This window comes from Streptosporangium sp. NPDC001681 (genome assembly GCF_040298085.1).
GTDB lineage: Bacteria > Actinomycetota > Actinomycetes > Streptosporangiales > Streptosporangiaceae > Streptosporangium.
In genome coordinates this window covers 16,599-28,960 of the sequence record NZ_JBEOZN010000121.1, presented here as the reverse complement: position 1 = coordinate 28,960, position 12,362 = coordinate 16,599, and the positions used below count along the sequence as shown (strand labels likewise).

12 protein-coding genes and 3 pseudogenes are annotated in these 12,362 nt (G+C 67.6%); 9 read left to right on the top strand and 6 right to left on the bottom strand.

Going from position 1 to position 12,362, the window contains the following annotated elements:
• Nucleotides 1-592 precede the first annotated feature (592 nt).
• The 3 genes from ABT130_RS37485 to ABT130_RS37475 are packed head-to-tail and all read right to left on the bottom strand — an operon-like array spanning nucleotide 593 to nucleotide 3,563.
• A complete protein-coding gene (locus ABT130_RS37485; protein WP_350929594.1) occupies nucleotides 593-1,402 on the bottom strand; it encodes an enoyl-CoA hydratase/isomerase family protein in 810 nt (269 codons plus the stop codon).
• Nucleotides 1,381-2,418, bottom strand: coding sequence for an acyl-CoA dehydrogenase family protein (locus tag ABT130_RS37480; RefSeq protein WP_350963784.1), 1,038 nt, complete (start codon nucleotides 2,416-2,418; stop codon nucleotides 1,381-1,383). The genes ABT130_RS37485 and ABT130_RS37480 overlap by 22 nt, the downstream gene beginning before the upstream one ends.
• Nucleotides 2,415-3,563 (bottom strand): acyl-CoA dehydrogenase family protein, encoded by a 1,149-nt coding sequence (locus tag ABT130_RS37475; protein ID WP_350963781.1) that lies wholly within the window; start codon nucleotides 3,561-3,563, stop codon nucleotides 2,415-2,417. Before ABT130_RS37475 ends, ABT130_RS37480 begins: the two co-directional genes overlap by 4 nt.
• 555 nt (nucleotides 3,564-4,118) lie before the next feature.
• Here ABT130_RS37475 and ABT130_RS37470 point away from each other — a divergent pair.
• Nucleotides 4,119-4,940 (top strand): mycofactocin-coupled SDR family oxidoreductase, encoded by an 822-nt coding sequence (locus ABT130_RS37470; RefSeq protein ID WP_350929659.1) that lies wholly within the window; start codon nucleotides 4,119-4,121, stop codon nucleotides 4,938-4,940.
• Here the strand turns inward: ABT130_RS37470 and ABT130_RS37465 are convergent.
• Complete coding sequence (locus ABT130_RS37465; RefSeq protein WP_350963779.1) at nucleotides 4,889-5,230, bottom strand: thiamine pyrophosphate-binding protein; 342 nt, start codon at nucleotides 5,228-5,230, stop codon at nucleotides 4,889-4,891. The genes ABT130_RS37470 and ABT130_RS37465 overlap by 52 nt on opposite strands.
• Before the next feature lie 447 nt (nucleotides 5,231-5,677).
• On the opposite strand from ABT130_RS37465, the gene ABT130_RS37460 reads away from it, so the two are divergent.
• A complete protein-coding gene (locus ABT130_RS37460; RefSeq protein WP_350963776.1) occupies nucleotides 5,678-6,415 on the top strand; it encodes an enoyl-CoA hydratase-related protein in 738 nt (245 codons plus the stop codon).
• Between the two features lie 30 nt (nucleotides 6,416-6,445).
• Here the strand turns inward: ABT130_RS37460 and ABT130_RS37455 are convergent.
• Nucleotides 6,446-6,532 (bottom strand): annotated as a pseudogene (locus ABT130_RS37455) (thiamine pyrophosphate-binding protein); the annotation flags it as partial.
• A 152-nt stretch (nucleotides 6,533-6,684) separates the two neighbouring features.
• Here ABT130_RS37455 and ABT130_RS37450 point away from each other — a divergent pair.
• The 5 genes and pseudogenes from ABT130_RS37450 to ABT130_RS37430 all read left to right on the top strand — a co-directional run.
• Nucleotides 6,685-7,080 (top strand): annotated as a pseudogene (locus ABT130_RS37450) (transposase); the annotation flags it as partial.
• A gap of 336 nt (nucleotides 7,081-7,416) precedes the next feature.
• On the top strand, nucleotides 7,417-8,106 hold the full coding sequence (locus ABT130_RS37445; RefSeq protein WP_350929583.1) for a TetR/AcrR family transcriptional regulator: 690 nt from the start codon (nucleotides 7,417-7,419) through the stop codon (nucleotides 8,104-8,106).
• Nucleotides 8,107-8,297: 191 nt separating this feature from the next.
• The gene (locus ABT130_RS37440) at nucleotides 8,298-8,633 is read left to right on the top strand and encodes a hypothetical protein (protein WP_350963774.1); all 336 of its coding nucleotides are present in this window, start codon (nucleotides 8,298-8,300) and stop codon (nucleotides 8,631-8,633) included.
• Nucleotides 8,634-8,812: 179 nt separating this feature from the next.
• Nucleotides 8,813-8,929 (top strand): annotated as a pseudogene (locus ABT130_RS37435) (GTP cyclohydrolase I); the annotation flags it as partial.
• A gap of 144 nt (nucleotides 8,930-9,073) precedes the next feature.
• Complete coding sequence (locus ABT130_RS37430; protein WP_350929579.1) at nucleotides 9,074-9,535, top strand: nuclear transport factor 2 family protein; 462 nt, start codon at nucleotides 9,074-9,076, stop codon at nucleotides 9,533-9,535.
• Between the two features lie 265 nt (nucleotides 9,536-9,800).
• On the opposite strand, the gene ABT130_RS37425 is transcribed toward ABT130_RS37430, so the two are convergent.
• Complete coding sequence (locus ABT130_RS37425) at nucleotides 9,801-10,598, bottom strand: enoyl-CoA hydratase-related protein (protein WP_350963771.1); 798 nt, start codon at nucleotides 10,596-10,598, stop codon at nucleotides 9,801-9,803.
• Nucleotides 10,599-10,666: 68 nt separating this feature from the next.
• On the opposite strand from ABT130_RS37425, the gene ABT130_RS37420 reads away from it, so the two are divergent.
• The gene (locus ABT130_RS37420) at nucleotides 10,667-11,569 is read left to right on the top strand and encodes a 3-hydroxyacyl-CoA dehydrogenase family protein (protein ID WP_350929575.1); all 903 of its coding nucleotides are present in this window, start codon (nucleotides 10,667-10,669) and stop codon (nucleotides 11,567-11,569) included.
• A 32-nt stretch (nucleotides 11,570-11,601) separates the two neighbouring features.
• Nucleotides 11,602-12,333 carry an enoyl-CoA hydratase/isomerase family protein gene (locus ABT130_RS37415; protein ID WP_350963768.1) on the top strand — a complete coding sequence of 244 codons (732 nt, stop codon included), beginning with the start codon at nucleotides 11,602-11,604 and terminating at the stop codon, nucleotides 12,331-12,333.
• Nucleotides 12,334-12,362: the final 29 nt, after the last annotated feature.

The window sequence follows — 12,362 nt, the reverse complement described above, 5'->3', positions numbered from 1 at the left end:
TTATCCCCCCCAACGACCCCCCCGAGCCCCGGGGGGTGTAGACATAAAAACCCCCCCGCCCCACCAGCAATATGGGGGGGGGGTGGCTCGGCGGCGGATCGGCGGCGCCCCCCCCCGCTGAGATCTTCTTCTCCATCGTGCGGTGCAAGGCCCTCACACCCAACGACTTCACCGGCCTTGACCGGGTCGAAGACCGCCTCATCGCCTTCGAGCGGCGACCGCCCGAAGTTCACCCCGGCCGGCCTCGAGGACCTGCCGGCTCGGGTCGAGCGGCACGAACAGAAAGAGTCCAACCTCCAGCAGCACGCCGACTGCGACCATCGGCTTGCCGTACTCGACCTCGTCGGGTAACCCCCGAAGGATTTACGAACGTGACCACTTAGGGGCGAGGAAGTTCCACGTCTCGGGAACCTCCAGGACGTGCGAATCGAGATCGATGAAGCCCATGACCCGCCTTTGCGCTCGCCGACGACTACGAGCGGCTCGTAACTCGCGCAGGTCCGTGACGCACATGCGGTAGAACCGACGTCGGCGACTTTAAACACGATCGTGGAAAGATTGGCACCCTCGGTTCGCACCCCCTGGACGGGCGTCACCGTCCCTTGAACACCGGCGGCCGACGGTCGCGGAAGGCACTCATCGCCTCGGCGTAGTCCTCGGTCGACTGCACGACGGCGAGGTGCGAGGAGATCAGGTCGAGGCTCGTGCGGAGGTCCGAGCGCAACGACTGGTACACCGCCCGCTTGATCATCGAAACCGCGATCGGGCTCTGCTCAGCGATGCGGTTGGCCAGTGCGAGAGCCTCGTCGAGGAGTTCGTCGTCGGGATGGACCCGGTTGACGATACCCATGGCGCAGGCGTCCTGCGCCGAGATCGAGTCGCCCGTCCACAGTAGTTCAAGAGCCTTCGCTGTGCCGACCAGGCGAGGCAGGAAATAGGCGCCGCCGTCGCCGGGGACGAGGCCGACGCGGATGTAACCTTCGCTGAAGCGGGCAGACTCCGCAGCGAGCCGGATGTCGCACATGAGGGCCATGTCCATGCCTGCGCCGATGGCAAGGCCGTTGACCGCACAGATCAGTGGCTTGTCGAGGTCCTCGACCGCGCGAGCCACCTTGTGGACCCGATCGGTCAGCATCCTTTTGCTGTCGATCGGGTGCTCACCCACGGAGGCCAGATCGTCGAGATCGACACCGGTGCAGAAACCCTTGCCCGTGCCCGTGAGGACCACGGCCCGCACGCTGTCGTCATGGCGGGCGGAGACGAGCGCCTCGGCCCACCGGTCGATCATCGCCCAGGTGAAGGCCCCCAGCCGGGCCGGACGATCGATCCTTATCAGGCCGACTGCCCCGAGGACCTGGTAGGTGATCCCCTCATCGGAGGCTACCCCGTGATCCGTTGCCATAGCGATGTACCGTCCTTCCAGGTCAATTCCGTGCCGAGCCGATCGCACCATGTCGCCTGATTGCCGTACTCCTCGCGCCATGCCCACAGGCGGGTCGTGAGGAGATGGAGGGGATGCTCGTCGGTGAACCCGATCGCTCCGTGGATCTGGTGGCCGATGGCCGCGACCGTTCGTGCGCCCTCGGCGACACGGACCCGCGCAGCCTCGAGTGGCCAATCCTCAGCAGGCTCCTGATCGACCGCGCTCGCCGCCGCCTCCACCGCGACGGTCATCGCGCTCGCCTCGGCCGCGAGCTCGGCAAGCTGCTGCTGCACCGCCTGGAGCGCGGCGAGTGGGCGACCGAACTGGTGTCGCTGCCCGGCGTAGCGGACCGCGCGCTCGTACACCCCCTGCGCCGCACCGGCCATCTGCGCCGCGCGCCCGAACGCCGCCCGCCTCGAGAAGTCGGCGGCGAGTCCGTCCGCGCTCTCGACGCGGTGCAGGTCGCCGGCCGGGACCAGGTGCGAGGAGAGCGTTACGTCGTCGCGGGGCTCCCACGCGACATTGACGCCAGGACGGATCTCGGCTCCCGCGAGTGGCACGACAACGACGCAGTGCCCCCCGTCAAGGGGGCTGAGCAGCACGACCCGGTCCGCGCAGCGTGCCCACGGGACGCGCGTGACGGTCCCGGAAACCAGCCATCCGTCGTTGACCGGACGAATCTCCAGGCCATCGGCGACAGCCGCCGTCAGGACGCCGCCAGGCAGCTCCGCACCGGTACGATCCAGCAACCAGCCGGCGAGCAGACCCGTCTCGACCGCAGGTACCGACGCCGCCACCGACCCGAGAGCGATGAGAACGGTGGTCGCGGCGCTCAGTCCGGCACCGCCGCCCCCCGCCTCCTCCGAGACAGGCAGCGCTGTCACGCCGATCTCGTCGAGAGCCCTCCAGACCTCCGGGTGCCAGCCGTCGGCGGGGGGTTCCCCGCATACACCGACGACAGCCTCGTGCAGGTCCCGTCTCTCCTCCGCGTTCATCGTCCGACCACCGCCTTTGCGACAACTCCACGAAGAATCTCGTTGGTACCACCGCGGAGGGTGAATCCGGGCGCCTGCAGCAACGCCCCGGCGAGAATGCCCGCGAGCGTGCCGTGGGCCTCGGGATCGGGCTCGATCGTTAGCGCCTCGGCGACAGCGTGGACGAGATCCTGCTCGAACCGGGTTCCGAGATCCTTCACCATGGCCGCCTCGACGGTCGGGGCTCGGCCTGCCTGCAGCTCGGCTGTCACCGCGATTGACATCGCACGCAGGGTCCACAGCTCGGCGCTCAGCCGGCCGATCAGCCGCCTGCCCTCGGCGGTGCGGGACAACGCAGGGCGCGCCGCCTCGAGGAGCGGGTAGGTGCTCAAGATGCGCTCGGGGCCGGAGCGCTCGTACGCCAGCTCGTGGGTGACCTGGGCCCAGCCGTCCCCGATCGTGCCCAGCACCTGGTCGTCGGCGACGAACACGTCGGTCAGCACGACCTGGTTGAAGTGGTGCGCACCGCTGATGAGCCGGATCGGGTTGCACTCCACGCCGGATGCGGCGAGGTCGACGATGAACTGGCTGAGTCCGGCGTGCCGGCGCGCCGGGTCCGCTGGGCTGGTGCGGACCAGGGTCAGCATGTGGTGGGCGTGGTGGGCATGGCTCGTCCAGACCTTGGTTCCCGTGACCACCCAGCCGCCGTCCACGCGCTGGGCGCGGGTACGGACCGAGGCGAGGTCGGATCCCGCGTCGGGCTCGCTCATGCCGATCGCGAAGAACAGCTCCCCTCGTGCGATTCCGGGGAGGTACCGCTCCCGCTGGGCCTCGGTGCCGAAACGCAGGATCGAGGGTCCCGACTGACGGTCCGCCACCCAGTGCGCGGCCACCGGCGCCCCGGCGGCGAGCAGTTCCTCGGCGATCACGAAGCGGGCGGTCGGGTCGGCGCCGGCTCCGCCGTACTCCTTCGGAAAGGTTGTACCGATCCAGCCGCGACGGCCGAGCCGCCGGCTGAACTGAGCGTCGAACCCGGCGAGCCAGCTGTCGCATCGCGGGGTGAAGCCACCGGAAGTGAGTTCCTCCGCTAGGAACTCGCGAACCTCGCAGCGGAGGTCGTGGTGCTCTGCGGGTAACGCACCCGCATGCAGGAGCGGGAGTTTCATCCACACCTCGAGGGTCGGAAGGCGCTTCAGCGCGACGAGCATGCTCGGTCCGGCGTAGCGAGGACCCTGCTCGGGCACCTCGCCGTCGGCCGCTGCAGCCCAACCTACGCCCCCCTTCGGAAATCGTCAACGTTTCTGTTGATAGTTTTCAGGTGTCGACGGGCCAGGGTGTGCGCCTCCGCCTAATCGCTCGGGATCGCGGCCTGACCGTTCCGGTCGGTCATGGCGCGGATTGTCGACGGCGGGCCGTGCACTTGCGCCTATAGACCCCCTTCAACAGATTTATTGATCATTTTTTCATCCATGTCGCCCGTGCCTTTTGGGTGACCGGGAACTGTCGCTCCGCATATCGGATCGTGTCCGTCCGGGGCATCACGGCAGTTCAACGGGGCCGATCTGCATCGGTGATTCGAGGTTGCGGATGACCGGGCGGGCCCTGGAAGCCTTGTCCCCGGTGGGTGTGGGTAAGTTTATCAACATTTAAGTTGACGAAGTTGCGGATGGGTTTTTAAGCTCTGCCCATCAGCCGGATCCAGACAGGAGCGAGTCGTGGGCATGCATGACGGCCGGGTTGTCTTCATCACAGGTGCCGCCCGAGGGCAGGGGCGCGCTGCGGCGGTGCTCTTCGCGGAGCAGGGTGCGAACGTCATTGCCGTCGACCTCTGCGAGTCGATCAGCACGGTCGGCTACTCGCTCGACACTTCCGAGGACCTCAAGGAGACGGAGCGACTGGTCAAGCAGGCGGGCGGCGACATCCTCGCTGCCCGTGCCGACGTTCGGGATCGGGCCGCGCTGCAGCAGGCTGTCGATGCCGGTGTCGACCGATTCGGGCGACTCGACTACGTCCTCTGCAACGCCGGCGTCTTCTCGTGGACCGGCGAGCACTACAACACGCCGCAAGCGTGGACCGACACGCTCGACGTCAACGCTCTCGGCACCTACCACACGGTCGAGGTGGCTCTGCCCGCCATGATCGAGGCGGGCAACGGCGGTTCGATCATCATCACCAGTTCGCTGGCCGGTATGGCGGCGATGCTCGACGACTACCGGTTCACGTCCACCGGATACCTCGCGTATATGGCCGCCAAGCACGCTGTCATCGGCATGATGCGTGCCTACGCGCTGATGCTGGGCACGTTCGACATCCGGGTCAACGCCATCGCCCCCGGCGGGGTGGCGACCCCGATGATCGAGAACGAGTCGGTGAACGCTATGCGTGCCCAGATGGGCAAAGCGGTCGTGTACAAGCCGGCGATGAACATGAAGCGCATCGAGCCGGGGGACGCCGCGAACGCGAGCCTCTGGCTCTGCTCAGAGGGCGCCCGCTACATCACGGGGACCGTGCTGCCCATCGATGGCGGCGCGATGCTGCGGTGACCCCTCGACACCTTTGACGGCACGGTCCCGGCGCGGACCGAGCAGCAGGGACGACTGACCAGGCATCTGCCCCGCCCTCCTGCGGCCAGCCGCTCGCACTCGGAGAGGGCGTGGTCGTAGCCCTGCGCCATCATGATCGCCCCGGCCTCGTGGGGCGCGGAGACGTACCGGCCGCCGTAGGCTTCCGCGAAGCTGTTGACCATGTAGAGGTTCGCGTCGCTGATCAGGCCGAACATGGTGTCGCCCCCGGCGTCCGGGAGTGGGGCGGCTACGGCTTCGTGGACGAACAAACGAACCTCCTCAAGCCGGTGCCGATGCGTCTGCCGGTGCGCCAAACCGTAAGACAGATAGTCAACGCAATTGTTGAACTACTTGGTTGGGGTCTGGCCTTGGGGCATGGACGCTGTCGGTGCCCGGTCCGGCGCACCGAAGTTCGACGGCCTCGACCGGACGTCGGCGGCCGGCGGCGAGCCCCGGTCGGACGAGGGTCGGCCTGGTTCGAGTGCGACGTGGCGGCAGTACACGGCGGCGGGGATGGCGATATCCGCGCTGGTCGGGTGCGTGCGCTGGAGGTCGAGCGGGACACCGCGCCGTGGATGTTCATCCGGGGCGGATGACTGTCGGGCTAAATCGCTATTTTCAACGACTGTGTTTACTTTTGGATCGATGGCTCCTATGCTGGCCCAGACCACGGCCAGAGTCGAAGGGTGGGACGGGGAATGGCAGGCGACCTGAGGGTGAGCGTGCAAGACGGCGTGGCCGAGGTGGTTCTCGACCGGCCGCCGGTGAACGCGCTGGCCCGTACGACCTATCGCGAGATCGCGGAGGTGTTTGGCGCCTTTGGCGATCGGAGGGACGTGTCCGTCGTCGTCTTCACTGGCGCGGGGGAGCGGGCCTTTTGCGCCGGCCGGGACATCAAGGACCTCGCGGTCGAGCGGTCCGAGCCGTCGCCCGTCGACGTGGGAGACCCGTACCGGGCTACCAGGGAGGCGTTCTGGGCGGTGCGGCGCTGTGCCGTGCCGGTCATTTGTGCCGTGAACGGCGCGGCGATCGGCGCCGGTCTCGCCTTGGCCGCGGTGAGCGACATCGTCATCGCGTCCGAACGCTCCTTCTTCGCCCTGACCGAGATCGACGTCGGTGTGCTCGGCGCCGCGTCGTTCGCGCAGTGGATGGTGGGGCCCGGTCGGGCACGCCGGATGATCTACACCGGGGAGCGGGTGTCGGCACAGGAGATGTACCGCCTCGGCGGCCTCGACTCCGTCGTCCCGCAGGACCGCCTGCTCGACGATGCGCGGGCGCTCGCGAAGGAGATCGCCGGGAAGAGCCCCGTCGCGATCCGGATGGCGAAGGCGTCGGTCCTGCGTTCGGACACGCTCCCGTTGGAGGCCGCGTACCGGGCCGAGCAGGACTACACCCAGCATCTGTCGGCATACGCGGACTCGGCGGCTGCCATCGCGCGGTTCACTGGGCGGTAGCGAGCGTTTCATACGAACCAGCTCGACGAGCGCGGTGGCGGTGTCGGTCAGGCCGGGACCCTGGGGCACCGTGACCACGCCTGGCCTCCCGCTGTGCGCGGCGTAGCCCTGCGCCATCATGACCGCACGTGGCGCAGCGCTCAGTCCCTCATCTGAGCGCGCCGGCGGATGAGCACCATGGCAGACGGGCGGCCGGTTGACACGCCGAGCCCGACGAGCATCCGGGAGATCACCGGTGTGACGAGGTCGGAGCCGACGCCACCGTCTTGGCCCTGGCCCAACTGCCCAGAACCCGACGCCGTCAGACCCTGATCCGCACCGACTCAGGCGGCGGCACTCATGAGTTCCTCACCTGGCTGACGCGTCCGGGCCGGTGGTTGAAGTACTCCATCGGCTTCACCGTCACCGACGACATCGGTGAGGCGATCTTGCGCTTACCCGCCGGCGCCTGGACACCCGCCTACGACGCCGAGGGGCAGGTAAGACCAGGCGCCTGGATCGCCGAGATCACCGGCCTGGCGAACCTGACCTCCCGGCCCAAGGGCATGCGCGTCATCGTCCGCAGGGAGCGCCCGCACCCCGGTGCACGGCTGCGCTTCACCTGTTTTGTCACCAACACCAAGCAAGGTCAGCTCGCCGATCTGAAGCTGCGGCATCGCCGTCGCCGGGCGCCTGGTCCGCGGCGGCCGACGACTCCGGCTCCGCATCGCCGCCCGATGGCCCTGGGCCACGCAGATCATCACCGCCGTCACACGTCTGCAAGCCCTGCCGGCGTCACCCTGACCAGCGCCAAGCCACTCCACCGAACAGGAAAGGACATCCACGGGCCCGTGGAACCCCGCTCACCCGGCGCGACAGCCGGGCCACCACGCTGACCAGGAAGCGAAATCACGCCTCAGCCGATCACACGAAGATCACGAAAGATCGCGGCTAGCCAAGACCCGTGGAAGAATCGCGGACATGAAGGCTCTTCGACACCGTTCAACCGGCTGGAGGCCCCAATGAGCGAAAAGCCCAAGCCGACTGGAACCAGCAAGGGGCCGGCTACCACGCTCGCGATGAAGCGTGAGGCAGCGGCCCAGCGAAAGGACCGGGCGCGATACGGAGCGAAACGGGAGGAGATCCTGAAGGCGGCTGCCGTGGTGCTAGGCCGAAACGGCTTGAGCGGCACCACCGTCGAGGCGATCGCGCGGGAGGCCGGTCTGGATCGCGCCACGGTGTACTACTACTTCCCGGACAAGTTTGCGATCTTCCGCGAGGCGATCCACGACGGTGTGACAGAGATGGTCGAAGGCCTGGAGAGGATCGCCGGTGCGGATCTTCCGCCGCAAGAGCGGCTCCTGGAGGCCATGCGCACTGTGATGCGGGCGTATGAGCGCCACTACCCGCAGCTCTACATCTATTTTCAGGAAGGTGCCGGCCAGGCCGTCATCGACCAACACCTGAACCAGCAGCTGATCGGGTCCGGCCGCGTTACGGAGGATCTATTCGAGTCCACCGTGCGGGATGGCATGGCGAGAGGCGAGTTTCAAATCTCGTTACCCCCGAAGGTGTTCGCCAAGCTGTTGGTCGGCATGCTGAACTGGACCTCGCGGTGGTTCGTCCCGAACGGTGCGCTGAGCGCCGAGGACATCGCTGACGGGATGACCGAGACAGTGCTGGCGGGAATCGTCGTCGGGCGGGGCAAGTAGCCGACCCCGAGCGCGGCTTCGTCCGCAGATGCAACAGCCGCCCGTGGCTCTCGTGCTGCAGGACGACCTCGAGCCACGGTCCCTGCCCCTGGCGATGATCGAGTTCGTGCTCACCGGGGTCGGGATTCCCCGCGACCCCCTGTGTCGGAACGGTCCGCTGCGTCCTCGTTGCATTCGATGTCGTTGGCATTGTGCTGTTCTCTGGCGCCTTGTCGGCCCTGCTGGTCTTCGTCGAATCCCTCGCCAACCCGAACTGGATCGCCCTCGCCTGCCTGCTCGGCATCCTGCTCCTGGGCTGGGAGCTGCGCGCCTACGCGCCGCACGTCGACGTTCGGCTGCTGTGGGTGAACCGGGCACTCAACCCGAACCAACGGCTTCAGACATGCGGCTCTCCTGTAACGGCGGATGCACCGACCCTACGCCTTGGCTGCAGGGTTATCAACGTGATCGTCGATAAGTGTCCCGATCGCTCCGCGAGCAGCCCGGTACGGATCAGCTGGCTGCTCGCGACCATGCATTCAACGTAATCGTTGACGTTTGAGTTGACTTGCCATAGATTGATGACGCCGATGGCTGTGCAGGGTGCCGTGAGGGCGTGACGCGCTCCACGGCAGGGTCTGAATCGAGCGATGGAGCCGGCGTCCGGCAGTCGCAACTGCGGAGTGGCTGTGACTGGATTTGCCGTAACCGTGTCCAAGCCGGTTGGCTGGTCGACCTGTACGCCAAGCGCCCGCAGGTGCAGGAGCGGTTCACGTCGCAGGTCGCCGACGTGGTTCAGGACCGTCTGGAATCCGCGGGAGTGATCGTCGTCCTTCAGGCGGAGTGCCGGTACCCGTTGGAGCCGCCACAGTCGGCGGTGACCGATAGCCGGTCAGTGTTCGGGTAGATGGCGGGCGCCCGCTCGCGGTGACGATTGGTCGAGTCCGAGTCACCAGGACGATCCAGCAGTTGCAAGACGGAGGCACAAGTGACGGAACGCACGGACCTTCTTGGGTCACTGACGGCGATTCAGCAGTTGCCGCACCGCTATGCGCGGGCGGTCTCCTCGGGCGACATAGATGCCCTGGCCGACCTGTTCGCGCCGGATGTGCGTGTCGTTCTCTACGAGATCAGCCATGACGGATTCGAGTCCTACCTCGGCAGCGTTCTGCGGCAGCCGCGACCGTACGATCGGTTCCTCGGCAACCACACTGTCGACTTCGACGACGCCGATCACGCGCGCGGCATCGTGTACTGCCGCGCTGAAGTGGAATCGGTCCTCGATGGTCGACAGTGGTGCATGCTGCAATATCGGGACTGGTACGTCCGCGTCGATGGTAGGTGGTACTTCGCCCGGCGCCGATGCCATCGGGTGTCGGACCGGCCCTCGATGACGAGCGTGGCGGCGGCCGGGCCGCGGATGTCGATGCCGTGGAGCGATGATGCATGACGTGTTGATCACCGGCGGGACGGTCGTCGACGGGACCGGTGTGCCGCCTTGGCAGGGCGATGTCGGCGCCGCGGGTGGGCGAATCGTTTTCCTGGGAAACGCGAAGGAGGCAGGCAAGACCGCTCACCGCGGTCGTTGACACGACCGGCCTGGTGGTGTCACCGGGTTTCCTCGATATCCAGACCCACTATGACCTACAGGTCATACGGGATGCTTCGAGGACGACCTACAGGTCATACGGGATGCTTCGAGGACGACCTACAGGTCATACGGGATGCTTCGAGGACAGGGGAGCGAACTGCGGAGACCGTTTCTCCCGGAAGGCCCGGACACCCTCCTTATGGTCGGCCGACGCCAGGGCAGGCTCCATCAGGATCATCGCCTCCTCGTAGGCGACGGACAGGGTTTGGCGATCCGCGTTGAGTAGCTGACGCTTGATCGTCGCCCAGCTGGCCGGAGATCCCGTGGCGACAAGCATGCGTGCGTACGCCATCGCCTCCTCCAGGCACGCGCCGCTCTCGACCGACCTGTTCACCAGGCCCATTTCGGCGGCCTCGGTGCCGGTCAGGGTCCGACCGGAGAGCAGCAGGTCGTTTGCACGAGCAAAGCCAACCACGCGGGGGAGTAGCCAGGAGACCCCGTGCTCCGCGACGAGACCCAGCCGCGCGAACGAGGTGGTGAGCTTCGCCTCGGCAGCGGCGAACCGGACGTCGCACGACAGGGCGAGGGCTAAGCCGAGGCCGGCTGCCGGCCCGTTGATCGCCGCGATCACCGGCTTGGCGAACTCGGTCAGCTCGCACAGCCGTCGCCGCCGGGCCCGGTCCGGGCGCTCCGTCGCCGAACCGTTGCCGAGCAGCGAAAACGACGCCCCTGCGCAGAAACCGCGGCCCGCGCCGGTGACGACCACAACCCGAACCGCCGGGTCGACCGCCGCGGCGTCGAGGGCCGCGAAGAACGCGGACTCGAGCGAGTAGGTCCAGGCGTTCAGCTCGTTTGGGCGATTGAGGATTAGCTGGGCTATCCCCGCCTCGTCGGTGCGCACGATCAGCTCAGGCTCATCCACATCGGTAACGTAGCGCCGACTCGCAAGAATTTCAACAAAAACGTTGAGAACATTGCTATTCTCGCGTCATGACACCAGTACGCGACATCCGCCGGGTTGCCGTTGTCGGCGCCGGCATCATGGGTTCTGGCATCGCCCAGCTAGCCGCGACGGCCGGGTACGACGTCGCCCTGTACGACGCGACGCCGCAGCAGTTGGAGCGTGCCCGCGAAGGCATCAACGCGAGCATTGAGAAGCTGGTCGCCAAGGGACGACTCGCCGCCGAGGAAGGTGAGCAGGCCCTGAGTCGGCTGCGGCTTTGCACGACGCTCGGTGACGCGGCGGCGGACGCCGACCTCGTCGTCGAGGCCGTCGTCGAGGCGCTGCAGGTCAAGCAGGCCGTGCTCGTCGAGGCGGCGGCCGCCGCAAAGCCCGACGCCGTGCTCGCCACGAACACTTCGCAGCTCTCCATCACCTCGATCGCGAGCGCCGTCGGCGACGGGGCGGCACGTGTCATCGGCCTGCATTTCTTCAACCCCGCGGTGCTCATGCGCCTGGTCGAGGTGGTGCCCGGCCTGCAGACCAGCGACGACGTGGTCGTGGCGGCCTGCCGCTTCGCGACCTCTCTGGGCAAGGAGACGGTTGTCTGCCGGAAGGACAGCCCTGGCTTCCTGACCTCGCGGATCTCGGCGATCGTGCGGTTGGAGTGCCTGCGCATGCTGGAGGAGGGCGTCGGCACCGCCGAGGACATCGACAGGGCGCTGCGCCTTGGGCTCAACTTTCCAATCGGTCCCCTTGAGCTGGGAGACCGCAACGGCCTCGACACCTACCTGCGCGTGCTCGAGTCGTTGACCGAGACCCTGGGGGAGCGCTTTCGCCCGACCGTGGGCCTGCGCAACCTCGTTGCGGCGGGCCGGCTCGGACGCAAGAGCGGGCGGGGAATTTACGAATACGGCGACGACGGGGAGATCCGCTCCCCTTCCGGATCGTGACGGACATGGTCCCCGGGGCCTGCGGGACGACTGTGCGCACAGAGCTCGAGTCGGGGGTGCTCACGGTCCGGCTCGACCGGGCGGAGGCGGCTCACGCGCGCAACCAGGTCATGCGCGACGAACTGGCCTCGCTATGGCGAGCGGTCGCGGCCGACCGCGGGGTGCGGGCGGTGATCCTCACCGGCACGGGCGACCGCTTCTTCTGCGCGGGCATGGACCTTAAGGAGGCGGGCAGCCCGGAGGATCCGGTCTCTCGCCGCGACCGCATGCGGCGCAGCCGGGATATCGAGCAGCTCGCCGAGCTACCCCAGCCGACGATCGCCGCGATCAACGGGTTCGCCCTCGGCGGCGGGCTTGAGATGGCGCTCGCCTGTGACATACGTCTGGTCGCGGACCATGCGCAGATCGGACTGCCCGAGGTTACCCGTGGCCTCGTCCCGGGTGGGGGCGGCACCCAGCGGCTTCCGCGCCTGGTCGGCTACGCGCGTGCGTGCGAGCTCGTCCTGTCCGGACGTCGCCTGACGGCCGCGGAGGCGGTGGAGTACGGGATTGCCCTGCGCGTCACCCCGGCCGCGGACCTGCCGGCGGCCGCCGTCGAGTTGGCTCGGGGCATCGCCGGGAACCCGGAACCGGCTGTCCGCTACGCCAAGGCGCTGCTTCGACGCAGCCAGCAGGTGCCGGTCGACGTCGGAGCCGACGCGGAGCTCGACGCCTTGCTGACGCTGCTGGGCGAGGCTGACGCCGCCCGTCGGCGGAGTTCCTAGGCCGCTCCGGGACGCCGATGTTTCTGTCG